Here is a 21,626-nt window from a genome sequence, read left to right as displayed (position 1 = left end):
ATTCCATCTTGCATGTCATTATTTCCCTTCTGCATATAGATATGCTAAATCCTTACTTCCGCATATTCTCTGAGCGGGTATGCTACCTGTTGTATCCCAATTTCATACAGTTAAGGACAGGCCATGAGTAAGATTTTTGAAGATAACTCGCTGACTATCGGTCACACGCCGCTGGTTCGCCTGAATCGCATCGGTAACGGACGCATTCTGGCAAAGGTGGAATCTCGTAACCCCAGCTTCAGCGTTAAGTGCCGTATCGGTGCCAACATGATTTGGGATGCCGAAAAGCGCGGCGTGCTGAAACCAGGCGTTGAACTGGTTGAACCGACCAGCGGTAATACCGGGATTGCACTGGCCTATGTCGCTGCCGCTCGCGGTTACAAACTCACCCTGACCATGCCAGAAACCATGAGTATTGAACGCCGCAAGCTGCTGAAAGCGTTAGGTGCAAACCTGGTGCTGACCGAAGGTGCTAAAGGCATGAAAGGCGCAATCCAAAAAGCAGAAGAAATTGTCGCCAGCAATCCAGAGAAATACCTGCTGCTGCAACAATTCAGCAATCCGGCAAACCCTGAAATTCACGAAAAAACCACCGGTCCGGAGATCTGGGAAGATACCGACGGTCAGGTTGATGTATTTATTGCTGGCGTTGGGACTGGCGGTACGCTGACTGGCGTCAGCCGCTACATTAAAGGCACCAAAGGCAAGACCGATCTTATCTCTGTCGCCGTTGAGCCAACCGATTCTCCAGTTATCGCCCAGGCGCTGGCAGGTGAAGAGATTAAACCTGGCCCGCATAAAATTCAGGGTATTGGCGCTGGTTTTATCCCGGCTAACCTCGATCTCAAGCTGGTCGATAAAGTCATTGGCATCACCAATGAAGAAGCCATTTCTACCGCCCGTCGTCTAATGGAAGAAGAAGGTATTCTTGCAGGTATCTCTTCTGGAGCAGCTGTTGCCGGGGCGTTGAAACTACAAGAAGATGAAATCTTTACCAACAAGAATATTGTGGTTATTCTACCATCATCGGGTGAGCGTTATTTAAGCACCGCATTGTTTGCCGATCTCTTCACTGAGAAAGAATTGCAACAGTAATGCCAGCTTGTTAAAAATGCGTAAAAAAGCACCTTTTCAGGTGCTTTTTTGTGGCCTGCTTCAAACTTTCGCCCCTCCTGGCATTGATTCAGCCTGTCGGAACTGGTATTTAACCAGACTAATTATTTTGATGCGCGAAATTAATCGTTACAGGAAAAGCCAAAGCTGAATCGATTTTATGATTTGGTTCAATTCTTCCTTTAGCGGCATAATGTTTAATGACGTACGAAACGTCAGCGGTCAACACCCGCCAGCAATGGACTGTATTGCGCTCTTCGTGCGTCGCGTCTGTTAAAAACTGGCGCTAACAATACAGGCTAAAGTCGAACCGCCAGGCTAGACTTTAGTTCCACAACACTAAACCTATAAGTTGGGGAAATACAATGTTCCAGCAAGAAGTTACCATTACCGCTCCGAACGGTCTGCACACCCGCCCTGCTGCCCAGTTTGTAAAAGAAGCTAAGGGCTTCACTTCTGAAATTACTGTGACTTCCAACGGCAAAAGCGCCAGCGCGAAAAGCCTGTTTAAACTGCAGACTCTGGGCCTGACTCAAGGTACCGTTGTGACTATCTCCGCAGAAGGCGAAGACGAGCAGAAAGCGGTTGAACATCTGGTTAAACTGATGGCGGAACTCGAGTAATTTCCCGGGTTCTTTTAAAAATCAGTCACAAGTAAGGTAGGGTTATGATTTCAGGCATTTTAGCATCCCCGGGTATCGCTTTCGGTAAAGCTCTGCTTCTGAAAGAAGACGAAATTGTCATTGACCGGAAAAAAATTTCTGCCGACCAGGTTGATCAGGAAGTTGAACGTTTTCTGAGCGGTCGTGCCAAGGCATCAGCCCAGCTGGAAACGATCAAAACGAAAGCTGGTGAAACGTTCGGTGAAGAAAAAGAAGCCATCTTTGAAGGGCATATTATGCTGCTCGAAGATGAGGAGCTGGAGCAGGAAATCATAGCCCTGATTAAAGATAAACACATGACAGCTGACGCAGCTGCTCATGAAGTTATCGAAGGTCAGGCTTCTGCCCTGGAAGAGCTGGATGATGAATACCTGAAAGAACGTGCGGCTGACGTACGTGATATCGGTAAGCGCCTGCTGCGCAACATCCTGGGCCTGAAGATTATCGACCTGAGCGCCATTCAGGATGAAGTCATTCTGGTTGCCGCTGACCTGACGCCGTCCGAAACCGCACAGCTGAACCTGAAGAAGGTGCTGGGTTTCATCACCGACGCGGGTGGCCGTACTTCCCACACCTCTATCATGGCGCGTTCTCTGGAACTGCCTGCTATCGTGGGTACCGGTAGCGTCACCTCTCAGGTGAAAAATGACGACTATCTGATTCTGGATGCCGTAAATAATCAGGTTTACGTCAATCCAACCAACGAAGTTATTGATAAAATGCGCGCTGTTCAGGAGCAAGTGGCTTCTGAAAAAGCAGAGCTTGCTAAACTGAAAGATCTGCCAGCTATTACGCTGGACGGTCACCAGGTAGAAGTGTGCGCTAACATTGGTACGGTTCGTGACGTTGAAGGTGCAGAGCGTAACGGCGCTGAAGGCGTTGGTCTGTATCGTACTGAGTTCCTGTTCATGGACCGCGACGCGCTGCCCACTGAAGAAGAACAGTTTGCTGCTTACAAAGCAGTGGCTGAAGCGTGTGGCTCGCAGGCGGTTATCGTTCGTACCATGGACATCGGCGGCGACAAAGAGCTGCCATACATGAACTTCCCGAAAGAAGAGAACCCGTTCCTCGGCTGGCGCGCTATCCGTATCGCGATGGATCGTAAAGAGATCCTGCGCGATCAGCTCCGCGCTATCCTGCGTGCCTCGGCTTTCGGTAAATTGCGCATTATGTTCCCGATGATCATCTCTGTTGAAGAAGTGCGTGCACTGCGCAAAGAGATCGAAATTTACAAACAGGAACTGCGCGACGAAGGTAAAGCGTTTGACGAGTCAATTGAAATCGGCGTAATGGTGGAAACACCGGCTGCCGCAACAATTGCACGTCATTTAGCCAAAGAAGTTGATTTCTTTAGTATCGGCACCAATGATTTAACGCAGTACACTCTGGCAGTTGACCGTGGTAATGATATGATTTCACACCTTTACCAGCCAATGTCACCGTCCGTGCTGAACTTGATCAAGCAAGTTATTGATGCTTCTCATGCTGAAGGCAAATGGACTGGCATGTGTGGTGAGCTTGCTGGCGATGAACGTGCTACACTTCTGTTGCTGGGGATGGGTCTGGACGAATTCTCTATGAGCGCCATTTCTATCCCGCGCATTAAGAAGATTATCCGTAACACGAACTTCGAAGATGCGAAGGTGTTAGCAGAGCAGGCTCTTGCTCAACCGACAACGGACGAGTTAATGACGCTGGTTAACAAGTTCATTGAAGAAAAAACAATCTGCTAATCCACGAGATGCGGCCCAATTTACTGCTTAGGAGAAGATCATGGGTTTGTTCGATAAACTGAAATCTCTGGTTTCCGACGACAAGAAGGATACCGGAACTATTGAGATCATTGCTCCGCTCTCTGGCGAGATCGTCAATATCGAAGACGTGCCGGATGTCGTTTTTGCGGAAAAAATCGTTGGTGATGGTATTGCTATCAAACCAACGGGTAACAAAATGGTCGCGCCTGTAGACGGCACCATTGGTAAAATCTTTGAAACCAACCACGCATTCTCTATCGAATCTGATAGCGGCGTTGAACTGTTCGTCCACTTCGGTATCGACACCGTTGAACTGAAAGGCGAAGGCTTCAAGCGTATTGCTGAAGAAGGTCAGCGCGTGAAAGTTGGCGATACTGTCATTGAATTTGATCTGCCGCTGCTGGAAGAGAAAGCCAAGTCTACCCTGACTCCGGTTGTTATCTCCAACATGGACGAAATCAAAGAACTGATCAAACTGTCCGGTAGCGTGACTGTGGGTGAAACCCCGGTTATCCGCATCAAGAAGTAATTCTTGCCGCAGTGAAAAATGGCGCCCATCGGCGCCATTTTTTTATGCTTCCGCCAGCGGCGGCAAAATCAATTCATCGCTCTCATGCTGCTGGGTGTAGCGCATCACTTCCAGTACGCGCAACCCCGCGCGGTGCACCGCATCGTTTAATGCCTTCCCTTTCAGCAAACCACTGATAAGCTGAGCACAAAACAGGTCGCCAGTCCCTTTCAGGTCGGTTTTTACCCGTGAATGGGAAATGACATTCACGCTGTCGGCAGTGACCACCACAACCTGCATCTCCTGATTTTCTTCATTACCGGAGGCGCTGGTAATCACCACCCATTTTAATGTGTCTGAAAGCAGACTTTTTGCGGCAGCAATGGCACTGTCGAGATCGCGGCAATTTTTACCGGTCAGGATTTCCAACTCAAAGATATTGGGGGTAATTCCCTGCGCCAGCGGCAGTAAATATTGTCGATACGCTTCGGGAAGGTCAGGTTTGACATAAATTCCGCTGTCAATATCGCCAATCACCGGATCGACCATGATCAATAGGTCAGGATGGTCTTTGCGTAGCGCAGTCAGCCACTCGGCAAGGATTTTGATTTGCGATGCCGTTCCCATATAGCCCGTGGTTACAGCACGAAGTTGGCGCAGCGCATCACGCTCCTGAAGCGCACGCAAATAGCCGCTAAACCATTCGTCCGGAATCGCACCACCGTAGAAAGTGTCATAATGCGGCGTATTGCTCAGCAATACCGTCGGCACGGCAAAGACATTCAGGCCGTTCTGTTTGATAGCAGGCACGGCAATGCTGTTGCCTACGCTGCCGTACACTACCTGCGACTGCACGGCGACGATATCCGCCTGCAGTGCCCTGCTCTTATCGTTAAACAACAACAAACTACTCATTTAATTTTTTCTCCTTGCCGATGATCCTCATCGTATTCCAACCGAAACTTTACCTGATTCTGGCAGTCAAATCGGCTATTACAAAACAAGGATAAGGTAATTCAGTGAAGAAAATCATTTGTCTGGTCATTACACTACTAATGACACTCCCCGCTTACGCGAAGTTAACTGCCCATGAAGAAGCCCGCATCAACGCCATGCTGGAGGGATTAGCACAGAAAAAGGATTTGATATTTGTGCGCAACGGTGATGAACATACCTGCGATGAAGCGGTTTCTCATCTGCGTCTGAAGCTGGGCAATACCCGAAACCGCATTGACACTGCCGAGCAGTTTATTGATAAGGTTGCTTCGTCGTCATCGATTACCGGGAAGCCGTATATTGTGAAGATGCCCGGTAAAAGCGATGAGAACGCACAGCCTTTTTTACATGCGCTAATTGCGCAGACGGATAAAACGGTGCCTGCGCAATAATCTTAAATCCCCGCCCCCTGACTAAAATGCTCTTCCCCAAACACCCCGGTGGAAAGGTAGCGATCGCCACGATCGCAGATGATCGCTACCACCACCGCACCAGGGTTAGCTTTTGCCACCCGCAGTGCTCCGGCAACCGCGCCGCCGGAGCTGACGCCACAGAATATTCCTTCCCGCACCGCCAGTTCGCGCATGGTGTTTTCCGCATCGCGCTGATGAATATCCAGCACCTCATCCACCAGAGAAGCGTTGAAAATCCCCGGCAGATATTCCGCAGGCCAGCGGCGAATGCCGGGAATGCTACTGCCCTCTTCCGGCTGCAGGCCAACAATGGTCACCGGTTTGGATTGTTCGCGCATAAAGCGTGAAACGCCGGTGATAGTGCCGGTTGTTCCCATGCTGGAGACAAAATGGGTAATGCGCCCGCCAGTCTGCTGCCAGATTTCCGGCCCGGTAGTGGTGTAATGGGCGTAAGGGTTATCGGGATTGTTGAACTGATCGAGCAGCTTTCCTTCACCACGATTCGCCATCTCCAGCGCCAGATCGCGCGCACCTTCCATGCCCTGCTCTTTGGTGACAAGAATCAGTTCCGCACCATAAGCACGCATCGCCGCACGGCGTTCCTGACTCATGTTGTCGGGCATCAGCAATTTCATGCGATAGCCTTTAAGCGCGGCAATCATTGCCAGCGCAATGCCGGTGTTACCACTGGTGGCTTCGATTAACACATCACCCGGTTTAATTTCCCCGCGCTTTTCCGCCTCGACGATCATCCAAAGCGCAGCACGATCTTTCACCGAACCTGCCGGGTTATTGCCTTCCAGTTTTAACCACACTTCACTGCCGTTATTCGGCCCCATTCGCTGCAACTTCACCAGAGGCGTATTGCCTATTGTTTGTTCTAATGTACTCACGATCTCTGTCCATACGTGGTGTCGCCTGATGCGACGCTTGCGCGTCTTATCAGGCCTACAGGTTACAAACCTTGCCATTAAAAAACCCGGATCGCGGGAAGCGCCTCCGGGCGTTTAACATTCACTCAACCTATCAGGCGCTTTGTGCGAGAGCAAGTTCCTCATCTCGGGTTTCGATACGCTCGTCGCCGTTATACAGCCGCGCATGTTGCAGACCAACGAATAAACGCTCGCCACGCTGCGGGGCATCGTCGCCATGCATCACGACCGTCAGCGGTTCGTTGTACCACCCCAGCGGCTGCACCACTAATTGGGTGTAGTGACCTTTCGGGCTGGCTTCCAGTACCTGTACCGGCAGCGGCGAATCGAGGCTGGTACGGCGGCTGATATCCACTTCCCACGGGCGCAGGAAGAGATCCACCGGCCCCTGATACGCAGGTGTGTAGCCCAGCGGCCAGCGATGTGCGCCAACATGGAACTGCCCGCCGCGAATGGTTCCCTGCAGGCGGTTCACTTCGCCCATAAATTCGAGCACAAAACGGGTCGCCGGTTCGCGCCATACCTGATCCGGCGCGTCAGCCTGTTCAATATTGCCCTGGCTCATCACAACTACACGATCAGCTACTTCGGTCGCTTCTTCCTGATCGTGGGTCACAAAAACGCTGGTGAATTTTAGTTCTTCATGGAGTTGACGCAGCCAGCGACGCAGCTCTTTACGCACCTGCGCATCCAACGCGCCAAACGGTTCATCAAGCAGCAGAATTTGCGGTTCTACAGCAAGCGCACGCGCCAGCGCTACACGCTGTTTCTGGCCGCCGGAAAGCTGCGCCGGATAACGATCCGCCAGATGGGCAAGCTGGACCATTTCCAGCAATTTTGTCACTTTCGCTTTGATCGCCGCGGCATTCGGGCGCTCGCGACGCGGCAGCACCGTCAGGCCAAAAGCGATATTGTCGAATACCGTCATATGGCGGAACAGCGCGTAATGCTGGAACACGAAACCGACTTTACGGTCGCGCGCATGCAGGCGGCTGACGTCGGTACCGTGGAAACGGATATGCCCGCTGGTTTGATGCTCCAGCCCGGCGATAATCCGCAGCAGCGTGGTTTTCCCGGAGCCGGAGGGCCCCAGCAACGCGACCATCTGACCAGAAGGAATATCCAGTGAGATATCGTTCAGCACCTGGGTGCGACCAAAAGACTTCTTAATATTGGCAATCTCAATGCTCATGATGCTCCTCCTGCTGCGCGCGTTTTTCCTGATTCTCCAGACGCCACTGCAACATACTCTTTAAAAACAGGGTGATAATCGCCATCAGCGTCAACAGCGCGGCGGCGGTAAAGGAGCCGACGGTGTTGTAGTCCTGCTCCAGCAATTCAATCTGTAACGGCAGCGAAAGTGTTTCGCCACGAATCGAGCCGGAAACCACCGACACCGCGCCAAACTCGCCAATCGCGCGGGCGTTGGTCAGCACCACGCCGTAAAGCAGCGCCCAGCGAATATTCGGTAATGTAACGCGACGGAACATCTGCCAGCCAGACGCGCCAAGCAAAATCGCCGCTTCGTCTTCCTGGCTGCCCTGGCTTAACATCACCGGCACCAGCTCGCGCACCACAAACGGACACGTCACAAAGATGGTGACCAGCACCATTCCCGGCCAGGAGAACATGATTTGCAGATTATGTTCATCCAGCCAGCCGCCCAGCGGGCCGTTAGAGCCGTAGAACAGCAGATACACCAGACCGGCAACCACCGGCGATACGGCAAACGGAATGTCCAGTAGCGTCAGCAGTAACTGGCGTCCGGGGAAGTTAAAGCGCGTCACCAGCCAGGCCAGCAGAATGCCGAACACCAGGTTCACCGGTACGGCAATCAGCGCAATCATCACCGTCAGCCAAATCGCGTGCAACATGTCCGGATCGGCCAGATTCTGTAAAACCGGCATCAGCCCCTTGCTGAATGCCTGCACGAAGATGTAAATCATCGGCACCAGCAGGATGAACGCCGAAACCAGCATCCCGATGCCAATCAGAAACCATTTGCCCCAGTTAATCGGGCGCGCGTCATAACGCTTCAATTGGGTAACTTCCGCCATTAATGACCTACCACACGCCGACCAAAGCGACTTTGCAGAGTGTTAATTGAGAACAGCAGCAGCAGAGATGCCGCGAGGATCACCGAAGCAATCGCGCTCGCCGCCGGGTAATCAAACTCCTGCAAGCGCACAAAAATCATCAGCGACGTCACTTCCGTCTTCCAGGCGATGTTCCCGGCGATAAATATCACCGCGCCAAACTCACCAAGACTACGGGTAAACGACAGCGCCACGCCCGCCACCAGCGCCGGAGAAAGCTCCGGCAGCACCACTTTGCAGAAACTTTGCCAGCGCGTTGCGCCAAGCGTTTCTGCCGCTTCTTCATATTCCGGGCCCAACTCTTCCAGCACCGGCTGCACGGTACGCACCACAAACGGGATGCTGGTAAAGGCCATCGCCACCGCGATCCCAAGCCAGGTGTAGGTGACTTTGATATCAAACTTCGCCAGCCATTCACCGTAAAAACCGTTCACGGAAAAGAGCGAGGCCAGCGTTAAACCGGCGACTGCCGTTGGCAGCGCAAAGGGTAAATCCATCAGCGCATCAAGCAGCGTGCGGCCCGGAAAGCGATAGCGGGTTAAGATCCACGCCATCAGCAGACCGAAAACGCCGTTAAAAATTGATGCCACAAACGCCGACAGCAGCGTCACTTTGTAGGCCGCGACCACCTGCGGGTTGGTGATCACCTCCCAGTACTGCGCCCAGCTCATCTCAGAGAGTTGCATAACCAGCGCAGAGAGCGGTAGCAGCAAAATCAGGCACACAAACAGCAGACTGGTGCCGAGGCTTAAGGTAAAGCCCGGCAGCACGCGTCTTGATGAAACTGCAAACATTACTTACGCCCCGCCGCTAACAGCTTGTCTAACTCGCCGCCGCTGGTGAAATGGGTTTTCATCACTTCCGGCCAGGAGCCAAATTTGTCTTCCACGCGGAACAGCTCGGTCTGCGGGAATTTGTCTTTCAGTTTGTCCATGACTTCCGGGTTATTTACGCGGTAGTAATAGTCGGTGATGATGGTCTGCGCCTGCGGGCTGTAGAGCCAATTCAGATAGGCAATTGCTGCTTTTTCCGTACCGTTGTCCTGCACGTTTTTATCGACCCACGCCACCGGGAATTCCGCCAGAATGTTGGTTTTCGGAATCACCACTTCAAAGCCCTGCGCTTCATACTGTTTGCGGATGTTGTTCACTTCCGACTCGAAGCTGATCAGCACATCGCCCAGGCCGCGCTCGGCAAAAGTGGTGGTCGCGCCACGACCGCCAGTATCGAACACTTCAACGTTTTTCAGGAACTGGGTCATAAACTGTTCGGTTTTGGCTTTATCGCCACCGTCAGCTTTGTCCGCTGCGCCCCATGCCGCCAGATAGGTGTAACGCGCGTTACCGGAGGTTTTTGGGTTCGGAAAAATTAGCTTCACATCGGAGCGCACCAGGTCGTTCCAGTCGTGGATATTTTTCGGGTTGCCCTTACGCACCAGGAAGCCCATGGTGGAGTAGAACGGCGAGCTATTATTCGGCAGGCGCGACTGCCAGTCCGCCGGGATAAGCTTGCCTTTATCGTGCAGAATTTGTACGTCGGTCACCTGGTTATAAGTGACAACGTCGGCTTTTAAGCCCTGCAAAATTGCCAGCGCCTGTTTTGATGACCCGGCATGAGATTGTTTTATCGTCAGTTTGTCGCCGCCGTTATCTTTGGCCCATTGTTGCTCAAACGGCGGGTTCAGGGCGGCAAACAGCTCGCGGGAGACGTCATAAGAACTGTTCAGCAGTTCCGTTGCCTGTACATGGCCCGCCAGCAGCAGAGAAGCGACCAGCGCGAGTGAGTTCTTTTTCAGTAAGTTAACGGCCATTGCGCACCCTTATAAATTTAATGACTTTCTAATAGCCATCATATTTATAACGGACGTGAAAGGAGTAACGGTTTTATATACCGTTTGGTGATTTGGAAGTTGAAAAGGGAATAAGACGAAATCCTCCCCACACATGCAGGGAGGAAACAGAGGTGAATCAGATACCGACGCTGACCGTCTCCGGCAGTGTGCTGCCGCCATCAATCACATTCTGTGTACCGGTTAAATAGCTGGATTCATCCGATGCAAGGAAGGCCGCCAGTTCGCCGACTTCCAGCGGATCGGCGAGGCGACGCAGCGGGATTGCTTTTGCCATATCAGTCAGCACCGACTCTGGATCTTCCGGGTTCGACTGGCGGGCAATGCTTTCCGCCATTGGCGTGCGGACGTATCCCGGGCAGATGGCGTTAACGCGAATACCGGATTGCGCGTACTCCACCGCCAGCGATTTTGTCAGGCCAACAATCGCCGCTTTCGTTAAGGCGTACGCCGTTTCACCCGGATCGGCCACCATATCACCAGTGACTGAAGACATCATCACAATGCGACCATCTTTGCGGGCAATCATCTCCGGCAGCACCGCCTTCGTGACGTTCCATACGCCTTTAATATTGATGTCAATATGGAAATCGCGATCGTCATCGCTCATATCGAGGAAACTGCCCAGACGACAAACGCCTGCGTTATTCACCAGGATATCAATGCGCCCTTCTTTTTCCTTCGCGCGTTTGATAGCTGCGGCTACCGACGCCGGGTCACGCACATCGGCGACAACCGCCGTACAGCGATGACCACGACCACACAGTTCGTCCGCCAGCTTTTCGATCTCAGGGGAGATATCCAGCAAGATTAGGTTTGCGCCATGACGCGCAAAAGTTCTGGCAATTCCTTCGCCAATTCCCTGCAATGCGCCCGTAATCAGTGCTGTCTTGCCCGTGAGTTTACCCATTTTAATGCTCTCCTTGTTAATACAGAGCGTTACACTCCATTCCCTCTGAAAATACAGGATAAACAAAATATTGCTGCGGATCAGCTCACTAATTCAGGAAAATCTCAATCCAGTCGCTGCTTTATGCATCATTTCAGGCGTTGTGTTAGCTCACTGCTGCGCTGAATCATTTTCAATGACTCCACATCATTGAGTTGCACAAGACCAACAAACAGTAAATCGGTAACAGAATTTTGCGCCGTGCGGGTAGACATCGACGAGCTACGCCATTCGGTTTCACCGGAAACGGTATCGAGCGTGAAATGCGCCAGCCGCCGCAGCGGAGAGTCAGCCAGAGAAGTAATGGCAATCACCGTTGCCCCCTGCTTTCGTGCCGCTTCTGCGCACAAGACAATCTCTTTTTTACTGCCGCTGTAAGAGATAGCGATTTGTACATCGCCTTTTTTCAACGCCTGGGAAACGGTAGCTTGTACGTGCGTGTCGGCTTCGCAGGCCACGCGATAGCCAATTTTCATCAGTTTGAACGACAGATCGCGCCCCACCAGCGCCGATCCGCCCAGGCCCGTTATCTGGATAAACGGTGCTTTACTGATGACCTCAATGATTTTTTGCAGCCGCGCGTAGTCGAACAACGCGCAGGTTTGCTCCAGCGCCAGCTCTTTTTCGCGATTCAGTTTGCGGGCAATCACTTCCAGCGAATCATCACTGGTAATCGAACTGTGCAGGTGCAGCGCCGTGGCATTCGTTTTCTCCCGGCTGGCACAGTATTCGCCTATTAACGCCATACGCAATTCAGTAAATCCTTGTGCGCCGAGCTTCTGGGCAAACTTCACAATACTCGACTGGCTGATGCCGAGCTGTTTCGCCATCTTGCGCGAAGAGACGGATTTCAGCTCACTCACGTTGGCCCGCAGAAAGTCAGCAATTTTTTGCTCGTTCTCGGTAAATTCACTTTCCGCATTGCGTATTTTCGTCAGGTACAACATCTTCCACTCTCCTGGGCTGGCAGCAAAAATTCCGCTTAAGTTCTTATGACGCTCTTCACACTCTGCGAGTGTAGACTCAATGATTCCTTTATGTCTGTCAATTCGGGATATATGATTCCATACATCTGCAATTATTTGATCGTAAATAGTAAGGTCACCACCGATGCAACTTGAAAAGATGATTACCGAAGGCTCGAACGCCGCCTCGGCTGAAATTGACCGCGTATCAACGCTGGAAATGTGCCGGATTGTCAACGATGAAGATAAAACCGTACCGCTTGCCGTTGAGCGCGTACTGCCGGATATCGCCGCGGCGATCGATGTTATCCACGCCCAGGTAAGCGGCGGCGGTCGTCTGATTTATCTCGGTGCGGGAACATCCGGTCGTCTGGGGATTCTGGATGCCAGCGAATGTCCGCCCACCTACGGCGTGAAACCGGGTTTGGTGGTTGGTTTGATTGCTGGAGGCGAATATGCCATTCAGCACGCGGTGGAAGGCGCTGAAGATAGCCGGGAAGGTGGTGTTAACGATCTGAAAAATATTAATTTAACGGCACAGGATGTGGTGGTTGGTATTGCGGCCAGTGGTCGCACGCCGTATGTAATTGCCGGACTGGAATACGCACGCCAGCTCGGCTGCCGTACAGTGGGAATTTCCTGTAATCCGGGGAGTGCCGTTTCAACCACCGCCGAGTTTGCCATTACACCGATTGTAGGTGCCGAAGTGGTTACCGGTTCTTCGCGAATGAAAGCAGGCACAGCGCAGAAACTGGTGCTCAATATGCTCTCCACCGGGCTGATGATTAAATCCGGCAAAGTGTTCGGCAACCTGATGGTCGATGTGGTCGCCACCAACGAAAAACTGCATGTGCGCCAGGTCAATATCGTTAAAAACGCTACCGGATGTAGCGCAGAGCAAGCGGAAGCGGCGTTAATTGCCTGCGAGCGCAACTGTAAAACGGCCATTGTGATGTTGCTGAAAAATCTCGATGCCGCAGAGGCTAAAAAACGCCTGGATCAACACGGCGGCTTTATTCGTCAGGTTTTAGACAAGGAATAACCCATGGCCAAAGAGATCAGCAGTGAACTTCTGAACACCATTCTTACCCGTGTCGGCGGACCGGGAAATATCGCCAGTTGTGGTAACTGTATGACGCGCCTGCGTCTGGGTGTACATGACAGTTCACTGGTTGATCCCGATATCAAAACGCTGGAAGGCGTGAAGGGCGTCATTTTGACCAGCGACCAGGTGCAGGTCGTTTTTGGGCCTGGTAAAGCGCATCGTGCCGCAAAAGCGATGAGCGAGCTGCTGGGAGAAGCACCGGTACAGGATGCCGCAGAAATCGCCGCCCAGAACAAACGTCAGTTAAAAGCCAAACAAACCTCCGGCGTGCAACAATTTCTCGCCAAATTCGCCACCATCTTCACGCCGCTGATCCCCGGTTTTATTGCCGCCGGTCTGTTGCTGGGAATAGCGACGTTAATTGCCACGGTGATGCACGTTCCGGCAGATGCTCAGGGCACGCTACCCGACGCGCTGAATTTTATGAAGGTGTTCAGCAAAGGTTTGTTCACCTTCCTGGTGATTCTGGTGGGCTATAACGCCGCCCAGGCATTTGGCGGCACGGGCGTCAATGGCGCAATTATTGCCGCACTCTTTTTGCTCGGTTATAACCCCGCTGCAACCACCGGTTACTACGCCGGTTTTCACGATTTCTTTGGTCTGCCCATCGATCCGCGCGGCAATATTATCGGCGTGTTGATTGCCACATGGGCCTGCGCTCGCATTGAAGGCATGGTGCGCCGCTTTATGCCGGACGATCTCGACATGCTGCTGACCTCGTTAATCACCCTACTGATCACCGCTACGCTGGCCTACCTGATCATTATGCCGCTGGGCGGCTGGTTATTCGAAGGTATGTCGTGGCTGTTTATGCACCTGAACAGTAATCCGCTCGGTTGTGCGGTTTTAGCCGGGCTGTTCCTGATCGCCGTGGTATTTGGCGTGCATCAGGGCTTTATTCCTGTTTACCTCGCGTTAATGGACAGCCAGGGATTCAACAGCTTATTTCCCATCCTTTCAATGGCAGGCGCGGGCCAGGTGGGCGCGGCGCTGGCACTCTACTGGCGGGCGCAACCGCACAGTGCATTACGCAGTCAGGTACGCGGGGCGATTATTCCCGGTCTGCTGGGCGTTGGTGAACCGTTGATTTACGGCGTCACCCTGCCCCGCATGAAACCGTTTATTACCGCCTGTTTAGGCGGCGCAGCGGGCGGTTTGTTTATCGGGCTGATAGCCTGGTGGGGTCTGCCGATGGGCTTAAACAGTGCTTTCGGGCCATCCGGCCTGGTGGCGCTGCCGCTGATGACTTCCGCGCAAGGCATTCTTCCGGCAATGGCGGTTTATGCCGGTGGGATTCTGGTGGCATGGGTTTGCGGGTTTATTTTCACCACGCTCTTTGGCTGCCGTAACGTCAATCTGGACTGATATTATGAAACGGACAATGCTCTATCTTTCTCTGCTGGCTGTCAGCTATAGCGTCAGCGCCGCAAAATACCCTGTTCTGACAGAAAGTTCGCCAGAGAAAGCAGGGTTCAACGTCGAACGGCTTAACCAGATGGATCGCTGGATTAGCCAGCAAGTGGACGCCGGTTATCCCGGCGTAAACCTGCTGATTATAAAAGATAATCAGATTGTGTATCGCAAAGCCTGGGGAGCGGCGAAAAAGTACGATGGCAGCGTATTGATGGAACAGCCTGTCAAAGCCACCACCGGGACGCTGTATGACCTGGCTTCCAATACCAAGATGTACGCCACTAACTTTGCTCTGCAAAAGCTAATGAGCGAAGGCAAGCTGCATCCTGACGATCGGATTGCGAAATATATTCCGGGATTTGCCGATAGTCCAAATGACACCATCAAAGGCAAAAACACGCTGCGGATTTCTGACCTGCTGCATCACAGCGGCGGTTTCCCGGCGGACCCACAATATCCGAATAAAGCGGTCGCGGGCGCGTTATATTCCCAGGATAAAGGCCAAACGCTGGAGATGATCAAGCGCACGCCGCTAGAGTATCAGCCCGGCAGCAAGCATATTTACAGTGATGTCGATTATATGCTGCTTGGATTTATCGTCGAGTCGGTCACCGGTCAGCCGCTTGACCGCTATGTTGAAGAGTCGATTTATCGCCCGCTCGGCCTGAAACATACGGTATTTAACCCGTTGCTGAAAGGCTTTAAACCGCAGCAAATTGCCGCCACGGAATTGAACGGCAATACCCGCGATGGAGTGATCCACTTCCCGAATATCCGCACCTCCACTCTCTGGGGTCAGGTGCACGATGAAAAAGCCTTTTATTCGATGGGCGGCGTTTCCGGGCACGCAGGTTTGTTTTCCAATACCGGCGATATTGCGGTGTTAATGCAAACGATGCTGAACGGCGGGGGCTATGGCGATGTGCAGCTGTTCAGTGCGGAAACGGTGAAGATGTTCACCACCAGCTCTAAGGAAGATGCCACTTTTGGCCTCGGCTGGCGCGTGAATGGTAATGCCACCATGACGCCGACGTTTGGCACGCTGGCAAGCCCGCAAACCTACGGTCACACTGGCTGGACCGGAACGGTGACCGTTATCGATCCGGTGAATCATATGGCGATTGTGATGTTAAGCAACAAGCCACATTCGCCAGTTGCCGATCCGCAAAAGAATCCCAATATGTTCGAAAGCGGTCAGTTACCGATTGCAACTTATGGTTGGGTGGTTGATCAGGTATATGCGGCGTTAAAGCAGAAATAATAAAAAGGCCAGTCAGTTGTGTTACTGGCTGGCCTTGAATCATCGAATCAGAAACGCTTACAGCGCCATCAGCTTGTCCAGCGACGGGGCGAAGTAATAGCCGCCAGTAACCGGTTTGGTGAAACGCAACATCGCGTCTCGCTTACCATCGGTATCGCCAAACATGCTCAGCAGTTGCTGCTCAATGTTATGCAGACGCGCGCAGTAGGCGCAGAAGTACAGACCGTGAGTGCCACTGGCGGTGCCGTACGGCAGGCTCTGGCGAACAATCTTCAGCCCTTTGCCATCTTCTTTCAGATCAACGCGGGTCAGGTGAGAGGTTTCCGGACGTTCGTCGCCGTCAATCTCTTCGTTGGCCTCTTTGGTGCGCCCGATCATCATCTCCTGATCGTGAACGCTCATCCGGTTGAGCTGCTTCAGGTTGTGCTCCCAACGCTGCACAAACACATAGCTGCCGCCGGCATCCACGCCGTCTTTGATAACCGCCACTTCGCGACGCGTCTCTTCACCCGCCGGGTTTTCTGTACCGTCAACAAAGCCGCTCAGGTCACGCTCTTCCACCCAACGGAAGCCGTGGATCTCTTCTTTCACTTCAATGCAGTCACCAAAGGCTTCCATCGCCGCCTGGGCGACAGAGAAGTTTACGTCGTGACGCAGAGAAAGAATGTGGATCAACACATCGAACTGGGTGGTCGGCGCAAGGCCTTTACCGTAGCCCGGAAAATCTTTCAGCTCTTCTGCCCCAACGCCGCCGCTCAGAGCGCGCCAGGTGTTGTTACCAAAGGCAACCACCGCACCAAGATGCGCGTCCGGGAATTTCGCTTCAAAAGTTGCCAGTTTGTCGGCAAATGTTTTACTGGCCGCACGCAGGGCGTCAACTTCCCCTTTCACGTTGGCTTCGATCCAAATCGCCGCGCGGCAATGTTCTGGCAAAATGCCACTCTGAACCTGAGACATTGTTCCTCCTGAAAATAATAATGCCACGCAATCCGTGGCATTGTTGAGCGCTATTTTACGTGTTTTTTCGCGGCGGCGGTTTGTTCAGACGCAAATTAACGCCGCCAGATAATTTTACTGACTTTCCAGTTTTTCAGGGTATCGTCCGAAGGCATTAACCCTTCAGGACCACTCCATTCCCCGCTGAACTGGTAGCTAATATGTTGACTGCCTTCGGCTTTACATTCGACGGCACGATTATCATCACCATCAGCTTTTTGGCAATTGCCAAATGCTTTGCTGTAAAGGTCGCTAAACGGTGTACCGATTTTAACACCGGTGTCAGCAGGAATATCGCTATCCAGCACGTCAATGCGACTGATCGTGCCTTGATCGCCGTTAATCACCATCGCCACGTTGTCGCCCTTCATCACTTCAAAAAAGCGCACCACGTTGCCGTTCGCGGTTTTCATTCCGCTGCGCAGGCGATAATCGCCATCAAGCGCATCGGCAATGGCTTGTTCTTGCAGTGGTGTGGACGCCGTTAATTCACCAACGCCCTGCTCGCTCACTTTGGTGGACGACCCAAACCAGTTCCACGGGTTAGCGGCAGACCAGTTAACTGACGACATCGTGGAACAGCCGGTCAGCATCAATGGCATAGCGCATAACATTAAACGCAGCGATTTCATGTCACTTCCTTTGGTTATTCAATAACGTTGCTTGGAGTGCAAATTCACCAAAAAGTGCCGTTATTCTTTTACTTCATTAAAACAAGCGCGTAAACGTCGATTGGTCAGCAGCCAGATTAACGCCACAATATCCGCCACTACCAGCGCCAGACCGAAACCGCTAACGGATTCACCGTTCAGCCACAGCCACGGTTGCCAGCAAAGTAAAACCACCTGCGCCAACAGCAACAGAAAATAGAGTACACGCCAGGTGCGAGGAAACGTAGCCCGCCGACCGCTCAACAAAAACGCCAGCACCGCCGGAATGCCAGGAATCAGCCCCAGCCAGAAATTATCGTGATCGGGATAAAACAGATTTAGCAGCGCAGTACCCTGCTCGCGCGACGCACCGGCAATGACAAACAGCACCCAGGTTCGCGCCTGAAGCAATAGCACAAGCCAGAAGAGCAAGGGTAAACGCAGGCGACCGTGCGCATCATAATGGACAGGATGAAACTCAGTACTCTTCATCTTCAATCAAACGCTTACCCAGACTCAGCACGTCGGCGTGTTCATATCCCAGGCGTTCATACATTCCGAGCACCATGTCGTTATCTTCCGGCACGTTGATCTGAATTTTCGGGCAGCCGCGAGCAATCAGCTTTTTCTCCAGCCGGTTAAGCAACGCATTGGCAATCCCACGCCCACGAAACTCTGGATGCACGCCAAGATAATAAGCAGACCCGCGATGCCCGTCATAACCGCCCATCACCGTTCCGACCACTTCACCGTTCACCTCAGCGACCAGAAACAAACTGACGTCATGGTTCATCTTACGCTCGATGTCCATTTCCGGATCGTTCCACGGACGCAGCAAGTCGCAACGCTCCCAAAGGGTGATGACCTCTTCGAAATCTTCCTGGCGAAATACGCGTATCTCCATGGTATTCGTTACCTTTTTGCGGGTTAAAAGGCTGATTATGGCGTGAACGGTCGAATTAGCCAATATCTGACGAAAATCGGTTGAAAAAGTGGCATAATGGGGAGTTGTCAACTATTGAAATGAAAAGTAAAACAATTCTCAACAGCAAACGGTCGTAACGGATTACGCGATACGATATAACATCTGGAACTTTATTATTACAACTCAGGCCGTATGAGCACTTTTAAACCACTAAAAACACTCACTTCGCGCCGCCAGGTGCTGAAAGCCGGTTTGGCTGCCCTGACGTTGTCAGGAATGTCGCAAGCCATCGCCAAAGACGAACCTTTAAAAACCAGCAATGGACACAGCAAGCCGAAAGCTAAAAAATCTGGCGGCAAACGTGTCGTTGTTCTCGATCCAGGCCACGGCGGGATTGATACCGGAGCGATCGGGCGCAACGGTTCGAAAGAAAAACATGTGGTGCTGGCGATTGCTAAAAACGTCCGTTCCATTTTGCGTAATCATGGGATTGATGCGCGTTTAACGCGTTCTGGCGATACGTTTATCCCACTTTACGATCGCGTTGAAATCGCCCATAAACATGGCGCAGATCTGTTTATGTCAATTCATGCCGATGGCTTTACCAACCCGAAAGCTGCCGGTGCTTCGGTATTTGCCCTCTCTAACCGTGGGGCAAGTAGCGCAATGGCGAAATACCTGTCTGAACGCGAAAACCGCGCCGATGAAGTTGCCGGTAAAAAGGCGACTGACAAGGATCACCTATTGCAGCAAGTGCTGTTTGATCTGGTGCAAACCGATACTATTAAAAACAGCCTGACGCTTGGCTCGCATATTCTGAAAAAGATTAAGCCGGTGCATAAACTGCACAGCCGCAACACCGAACAAGCCGCGTTTGTGGTGTTGAAATCGCCGTCGGTTCCTTCGGTGCTGGTGGAAACCTCGTTTATCACCAACCCGGAAGAAGAGCGGCTGTTAGGCACGGCGGCGTTTCGTCAGAAAATCGCCACAGCGATTGCTGAAGGCGTGATCAGTTATTTCCACTGGTTCGACAACCAGAAAGCACATTCGAAAAAGCGATAAGTTATGAAACCCGACGCACACCAGGTTAAACAGTTTCTGCTCAACCTTCAGGATACGATTTGTCAGCAGTTGACCGCCGTCGATGGCACAGAATTTGTCGAAGATAGCTGGCAGCGCGAAGCTGGTGGCGGCGGGCGTAGTCGGGTGTTGCGTAATGGTGGTGTTTTCGAACAGGCGGGCGTCAACTTTTCACATGTCCACGGTGAGGCGATGCCTGCTTCCGCCACCGCTCATCGCCCGGAACTTGCCGGGCGCAGTTTCGAGGCGATGGGCGTTTCGCTGGTAGTGCATCCGCATAATCCGTATGTTCCCACCAGCCACGCGAATGTGCGCTTTTTTATTGCCGAAAAACCGGGTGCAGAGCCCGTCTGGTGGTTTGGCGGCGGCTTCGATTTAACCCCTTTCTATGGTTTTGAAGAAGACGCCATTCACTGGCACCGCACCGCCCGTGACCTGTGCCTGCCATTTGGTGAAGACGTTTATCCCCGTTACAAAAAGTGGTGCGACGAATACTTCTACCTTAAACATCGCAAAGAACAGCGCGGCATTGGCGGGCTGTTCTTTGATGATCTGAACACGCCAGATTTCGACCACTGTTTTGCCTTTATGCAGGCGGTAGGCAAAGGCTACACCGACGCTTATTTACCAATTGTAGAGCGACGGAAAGCGATGGCCTACGGCGAGCGCGAGCGCAATTTTCAGCTCTACCGTCGCGGTCGTTATGTCGAGTTCAATCTGGTCTGGGATCGCGGCACTCTGTTTGGCCTGCAAACTGGCGGGCGCACCGAGTCGATCCTGATGTCAATGCCGCCACTGGTACGCTGGGAGTATGATTATCAGCCAAAAGATGGCAGCCCAGAAGCGGCGTTAAGTGAGTTTATTAAGGTCAGGGATTGGGTGTAACTCCCTCACCCCCATTCCCGCATCCGCTGATGCAACGTCAACGACGGCTTCTCGGCAAACAGCTGCTGGTAATCCGTGGCAAATTGCCCCAGATGCCAGAATCCCCACTGCATGGCGGCGTCTTTTACCGTTGTGCTTTGCGACCACGGGCTTATCAGTTCGCGGCGCACGGCGTTCAGGCGAATGCGTTTCAGCCACGCGTTTGGGCCAATGCCTAAAATAGCGTGAAACGCGTTTTGTAGCGTGCGGCGGCTGACATGCAGTTGATTACACAAATCCAGCACCGTCACCGGTTCGGACATGTTTTCCAGCACATATTCACGGGCGCGGGAAAGTAATCTACGGTAACTCTGATGACTGATGCTTTCCGCCGTCACCATTGGCTGTGCTTCTTCCAGCATCGCCCCCATCGCCATTAGCAAATTATCCCCCAGCACTTTTCGCACTGCAGGCTGATGGAGATTTTCCGGGTTCTCGCAAAACGTCGCCAGCGCCTGTTGGACAAAGCCCCACAGCGCGGCTTTATGCTGCTCTTTCACTTCCAGCGCCGACTGGCTACGCAGCATATGTAATACCCGATCCGGATTATGCAAAAAGTTAGCCTGACGGGTGATGACATCTTCAGAAAGCACTACGCCCAGGATCGTGTAATCGTCCGGCGTACTTAATTCAAACTCGGTTCCACCGGGGCGCGTCGCTATTTCTGCGCTTCCCAGACATTGCGAACCGATAAATCCCTGCTCACCGCGCGTCGCCGGAATGCCAAACCAGAACGAGTTCGGCCAGACCAGGCACGACTGACGCAGCGCCAGACCGGTGTATTCACGAAAAACCTGAATATCATCGAGTAGAATTTCCGTAAATTCACCATGAAACTTGCCCGGATGCAGCTGATCGTAAATCTGCTGCCAGGCGGTAATCGTTAAAGCATGTTCATAGACATCCGTTGTCTGTCGTTGATGAACATTATCCACTTCGACCTTCGGCGTGAGCTTCAGGTTTTCGGGTAAGGGTTCATGATAAAGATGGTGCAAATTGGCTGTACGGGTCTTTTTCATGATGTTAATGCCGGGT

Annotated in this window: 23 protein-coding genes; 10 read left to right on the top strand and 13 right to left on the bottom strand. The window is 52.4% G+C overall.

Going from position 1 to position 21,626, the window contains the following annotated elements; genetic code table 11:
• Positions 1–123: 123 nt before the first annotated feature.
• The 4 genes from cysK to crr all read left to right on the top strand — a co-directional run bounded on the left by cysK (position 124) and on the right by crr (position 4,058).
• Complete coding sequence (gene cysK, locus OQV04_RS13880; protein WP_032281389.1) at positions 124–1,095, top strand: cysteine synthase A; 972 nt, start codon at positions 124–126, stop codon at positions 1,093–1,095.
• A gap of 383 nt (positions 1,096–1,478) precedes the next feature.
• A complete protein-coding gene (gene ptsH / locus OQV04_RS13875) occupies positions 1,479–1,736 on the top strand; it encodes a phosphocarrier protein Hpr (protein WP_000487600.1) in 258 nt (85 codons plus the stop codon).
• A 44-nt stretch (positions 1,737–1,780) separates the two neighbouring features.
• Complete coding sequence (gene ptsI, locus OQV04_RS13870; RefSeq protein WP_000623136.1) at positions 1,781–3,508, top strand: phosphoenolpyruvate-protein phosphotransferase PtsI; 1,728 nt, start codon at positions 1,781–1,783, stop codon at positions 3,506–3,508.
• A 40-nt stretch (positions 3,509–3,548) separates the two neighbouring features.
• The gene (gene crr / locus OQV04_RS13865; RefSeq protein ID WP_000522247.1) at positions 3,549–4,058 is read left to right on the top strand and encodes a PTS glucose transporter subunit IIA; all 510 of its coding nucleotides are present in this window, start codon (positions 3,549–3,551) and stop codon (positions 4,056–4,058) included.
• Between the two features lie 42 nt (positions 4,059–4,100).
• On the opposite strand, the gene pdxK is transcribed toward crr, so the two are convergent.
• Complete coding sequence (gene pdxK / locus OQV04_RS13860) at positions 4,101–4,952, bottom strand: pyridoxine/pyridoxal/pyridoxamine kinase (RefSeq protein ID WP_000096669.1); 852 nt, start codon at positions 4,950–4,952, stop codon at positions 4,101–4,103.
• A gap of 104 nt (positions 4,953–5,056) precedes the next feature.
• Here pdxK and OQV04_RS13855 point away from each other — a divergent pair, with 104 nt between their 5' ends.
• A complete protein-coding gene (locus OQV04_RS13855; protein ID WP_000719945.1) occupies positions 5,057–5,425 on the top strand; it encodes a YfeK family protein in 369 nt (122 codons plus the stop codon).
• A 2-nt stretch (positions 5,426–5,427) separates the two neighbouring features.
• On the opposite strand, the gene cysM is transcribed toward OQV04_RS13855, so the two are convergent.
• The 7 genes from cysM to murR all read right to left on the bottom strand — a co-directional run bounded on the left by cysM (position 5,428) and on the right by murR (position 12,219).
• Positions 5,428–6,339: a cysteine synthase B gene (gene cysM, locus OQV04_RS13850; protein ID WP_032281390.1), complete on the bottom strand. Its 912-nt coding sequence runs from the start codon at positions 6,337–6,339 to the stop codon at positions 5,428–5,430.
• 133 nt (positions 6,340–6,472) lie between these two features.
• Positions 6,473–7,570: a sulfate/thiosulfate ABC transporter ATP-binding protein CysA gene (cysA, locus tag OQV04_RS13845; protein WP_000021036.1), complete on the bottom strand. Its 1,098-nt coding sequence runs from the start codon at positions 7,568–7,570 to the stop codon at positions 6,473–6,475.
• Positions 7,560–8,435: a sulfate/thiosulfate ABC transporter permease CysW gene (gene cysW / locus OQV04_RS13840; RefSeq protein ID WP_000852686.1), complete on the bottom strand. Its 876-nt coding sequence runs from the start codon at positions 8,433–8,435 to the stop codon at positions 7,560–7,562. The genes cysA and cysW overlap by 11 nt, the downstream gene beginning before the upstream one ends.
• Positions 8,435–9,268, bottom strand: a complete 834-nt coding sequence (cysT, locus tag OQV04_RS13835) for a sulfate/thiosulfate ABC transporter permease CysT (RefSeq protein WP_000458420.1) — start codon at positions 9,266–9,268, stop codon at positions 8,435–8,437. Before cysT ends, cysW begins: the two co-directional genes overlap by 1 nt.
• A complete protein-coding gene (gene cysP, locus OQV04_RS13830) occupies positions 9,268–10,284 on the bottom strand; it encodes a thiosulfate/sulfate ABC transporter substrate-binding protein CysP (RefSeq protein WP_032281391.1) in 1,017 nt (338 codons plus the stop codon). Before cysP ends, cysT begins: the two co-directional genes overlap by 1 nt.
• Positions 10,285–10,441: 157 nt before the next feature.
• Positions 10,442–11,233 (bottom strand): SDR family oxidoreductase UcpA, encoded by a 792-nt coding sequence (gene ucpA, locus OQV04_RS13825; protein WP_000517428.1) that lies wholly within the window; start codon positions 11,231–11,233, stop codon positions 10,442–10,444.
• A gap of 128 nt (positions 11,234–11,361) precedes the next feature.
• Positions 11,362–12,219 (bottom strand): HTH-type transcriptional regulator MurR, encoded by an 858-nt coding sequence (gene murR, locus OQV04_RS13820; protein WP_032281392.1) that lies wholly within the window; start codon positions 12,217–12,219, stop codon positions 11,362–11,364.
• Between the two features lie 163 nt (positions 12,220–12,382).
• Here murR and murQ point away from each other — a divergent pair, with 163 nt between their 5' ends.
• The 3 genes from murQ to pbp4b are packed head-to-tail and all read left to right on the top strand — an operon-like array spanning position 12,383 to position 16,016.
• Complete coding sequence (gene murQ / locus OQV04_RS13815; protein WP_101969484.1) at positions 12,383–13,279, top strand: N-acetylmuramic acid 6-phosphate etherase; 897 nt, start codon at positions 12,383–12,385, stop codon at positions 13,277–13,279.
• A 3-nt stretch (positions 13,280–13,282) separates the two neighbouring features.
• On the top strand, positions 13,283–14,707 hold the full coding sequence (murP, locus tag OQV04_RS13810) for a PTS N-acetylmuramic acid transporter subunit IIBC (RefSeq protein ID WP_274446669.1): 1,425 nt from the start codon (positions 13,283–13,285) through the stop codon (positions 14,705–14,707).
• Positions 14,708–14,711: 4 nt separating this feature from the next.
• A complete protein-coding gene (gene pbp4b, locus OQV04_RS13805; protein WP_032281394.1) occupies positions 14,712–16,016 on the top strand; it encodes a penicillin binding protein PBP4B in 1,305 nt (434 codons plus the stop codon).
• A gap of 57 nt (positions 16,017–16,073) precedes the next feature.
• On the opposite strand, the gene yfeX is transcribed toward pbp4b, so the two are convergent.
• The 4 genes from yfeX to OQV04_RS13785 form a co-directional block, all read right to left on the bottom strand.
• On the bottom strand, positions 16,074–16,973 hold the full coding sequence (yfeX, locus tag OQV04_RS13800; protein WP_000084590.1) for a porphyrinogen peroxidase: 900 nt from the start codon (positions 16,971–16,973) through the stop codon (positions 16,074–16,076).
• Between the two features lie 95 nt (positions 16,974–17,068).
• Positions 17,069–17,644 carry an RpoE-regulated lipoprotein gene (locus tag OQV04_RS13795; RefSeq protein WP_000838945.1) on the bottom strand — a complete coding sequence of 192 codons (576 nt, stop codon included), beginning with the start codon at positions 17,642–17,644 and terminating at the stop codon, positions 17,069–17,071.
• A 60-nt stretch (positions 17,645–17,704) separates the two neighbouring features.
• Positions 17,705–18,154, bottom strand: coding sequence for a DUF2919 domain-containing protein (locus OQV04_RS13790; protein WP_001313137.1), 450 nt, complete (start codon positions 18,152–18,154; stop codon positions 17,705–17,707).
• The gene (locus OQV04_RS13785) at positions 18,141–18,566 is read right to left on the bottom strand and encodes a GNAT family acetyltransferase (protein ID WP_000406000.1); all 426 of its coding nucleotides are present in this window, start codon (positions 18,564–18,566) and stop codon (positions 18,141–18,143) included. The genes OQV04_RS13790 and OQV04_RS13785 overlap by 14 nt, the downstream gene beginning before the upstream one ends.
• A 213-nt stretch (positions 18,567–18,779) precedes the next feature.
• On the opposite strand from OQV04_RS13785, the gene amiA reads away from it, so the two are divergent.
• Positions 18,780–19,649: an N-acetylmuramoyl-L-alanine amidase AmiA gene (gene amiA, locus OQV04_RS13780; RefSeq protein WP_000102891.1), complete on the top strand. Its 870-nt coding sequence runs from the start codon at positions 18,780–18,782 to the stop codon at positions 19,647–19,649.
• Positions 19,650–19,652: 3 nt separating this feature from the next.
• Positions 19,653–20,552 carry an oxygen-dependent coproporphyrinogen oxidase gene (gene hemF / locus OQV04_RS13775; RefSeq protein WP_032281395.1) on the top strand — a complete coding sequence of 300 codons (900 nt, stop codon included), beginning with the start codon at positions 19,653–19,655 and terminating at the stop codon, positions 20,550–20,552.
• Positions 20,553–20,557: 5 nt separating this feature from the next.
• Here the strand turns inward: hemF and eutR are convergent, their stop codons facing one another.
• Positions 20,558–21,610 (bottom strand): HTH-type transcriptional regulator EutR, encoded by a 1,053-nt coding sequence (eutR, locus tag OQV04_RS13770; RefSeq protein WP_000753709.1) that lies wholly within the window; start codon positions 21,608–21,610, stop codon positions 20,558–20,560.
• Positions 21,611–21,626 lie beyond the last annotated feature (16 nt).

This window comes from Escherichia sp. Lx600-2, from assembly GCF_036662595.1.
Classification (GTDB): domain Bacteria; phylum Pseudomonadota; class Gammaproteobacteria; order Enterobacterales; family Enterobacteriaceae; genus Escherichia; species Escherichia coli.
This window is presented reverse-complemented; position numbering and strand designations above follow the sequence as displayed.

Excerpts from the sequence above, each read along its gene's own strand:
- cysK (WP_032281389.1), top strand. The coding sequence starts at position 124 with ATGAGTAAGATTTTTGAAGATAACTCGCTGACTATCGGTCACACGCCG.
- ptsH (WP_000487600.1), top strand. The coding sequence starts at position 1,479 with ATGTTCCAGCAAGAAGTTACCATTACCGCTCCGAACGGTCTGCACACC.
- ptsI (WP_000623136.1), top strand. The coding sequence starts at position 1,781 with ATGATTTCAGGCATTTTAGCATCCCCGGGTATCGCTTTCGGTAAAGCT.
- crr (WP_000522247.1), top strand. The coding sequence starts at position 3,549 with ATGGGTTTGTTCGATAAACTGAAATCTCTGGTTTCCGACGACAAGAAG.
- pdxK (WP_000096669.1), bottom strand. The coding sequence starts at position 4,952 with ATGAGTAGTTTGTTGTTGTTTAACGATAAGAGCAGGGCACTGCAGGCG.
- cysA (WP_000021036.1), bottom strand. The coding sequence starts at position 7,570 with ATGAGCATTGAGATTGCCAATATTAAGAAGTCTTTTGGTCGCACCCAG.
- cysW (WP_000852686.1), bottom strand. The coding sequence starts at position 8,435 with ATGGCGGAAGTTACCCAATTGAAGCGTTATGACGCGCGCCCGATTAAC.
- cysT (WP_000458420.1), bottom strand. The coding sequence starts at position 9,268 with ATGTTTGCAGTTTCATCAAGACGCGTGCTGCCGGGCTTTACCTTAAGC.
- cysP (WP_032281391.1), bottom strand. The coding sequence starts at position 10,284 with ATGGCCGTTAACTTACTGAAAAAGAACTCACTCGCGCTGGTCGCTTCT.
- ucpA (WP_000517428.1), bottom strand. The coding sequence starts at position 11,233 with ATGGGTAAACTCACGGGCAAGACAGCACTGATTACGGGCGCATTGCAG.
- murR (WP_032281392.1), bottom strand. The coding sequence starts at position 12,219 with ATGTTGTACCTGACGAAAATACGCAATGCGGAAAGTGAATTTACCGAG.
- murQ (WP_101969484.1), top strand. The coding sequence starts at position 12,383 with ATGCAACTTGAAAAGATGATTACCGAAGGCTCGAACGCCGCCTCGGCT.
- murP (WP_274446669.1), top strand. The coding sequence starts at position 13,283 with ATGGCCAAAGAGATCAGCAGTGAACTTCTGAACACCATTCTTACCCGT.
- pbp4b (WP_032281394.1), top strand. The coding sequence starts at position 14,712 with ATGAAACGGACAATGCTCTATCTTTCTCTGCTGGCTGTCAGCTATAGC.
- yfeX (WP_000084590.1), bottom strand. The coding sequence starts at position 16,973 with ATGTCTCAGGTTCAGAGTGGCATTTTGCCAGAACATTGCCGCGCGGCG.
- OQV04_RS13795 (WP_000838945.1), bottom strand. The coding sequence starts at position 17,644 with ATGAAATCGCTGCGTTTAATGTTATGCGCTATGCCATTGATGCTGACC.
- OQV04_RS13790 (WP_001313137.1), bottom strand. The coding sequence starts at position 18,154 with ATGAAGAGTACTGAGTTTCATCCTGTCCATTATGATGCGCACGGTCGC.
- OQV04_RS13785 (WP_000406000.1), bottom strand. The coding sequence starts at position 18,566 with ATGGAGATACGCGTATTTCGCCAGGAAGATTTCGAAGAGGTCATCACC.
- amiA (WP_000102891.1), top strand. The coding sequence starts at position 18,780 with ATGAGCACTTTTAAACCACTAAAAACACTCACTTCGCGCCGCCAGGTG.
- hemF (WP_032281395.1), top strand. The coding sequence starts at position 19,653 with ATGAAACCCGACGCACACCAGGTTAAACAGTTTCTGCTCAACCTTCAG.
- eutR (WP_000753709.1), bottom strand. The coding sequence starts at position 21,610 with ATGAAAAAGACCCGTACAGCCAATTTGCACCATCTTTATCATGAACCC.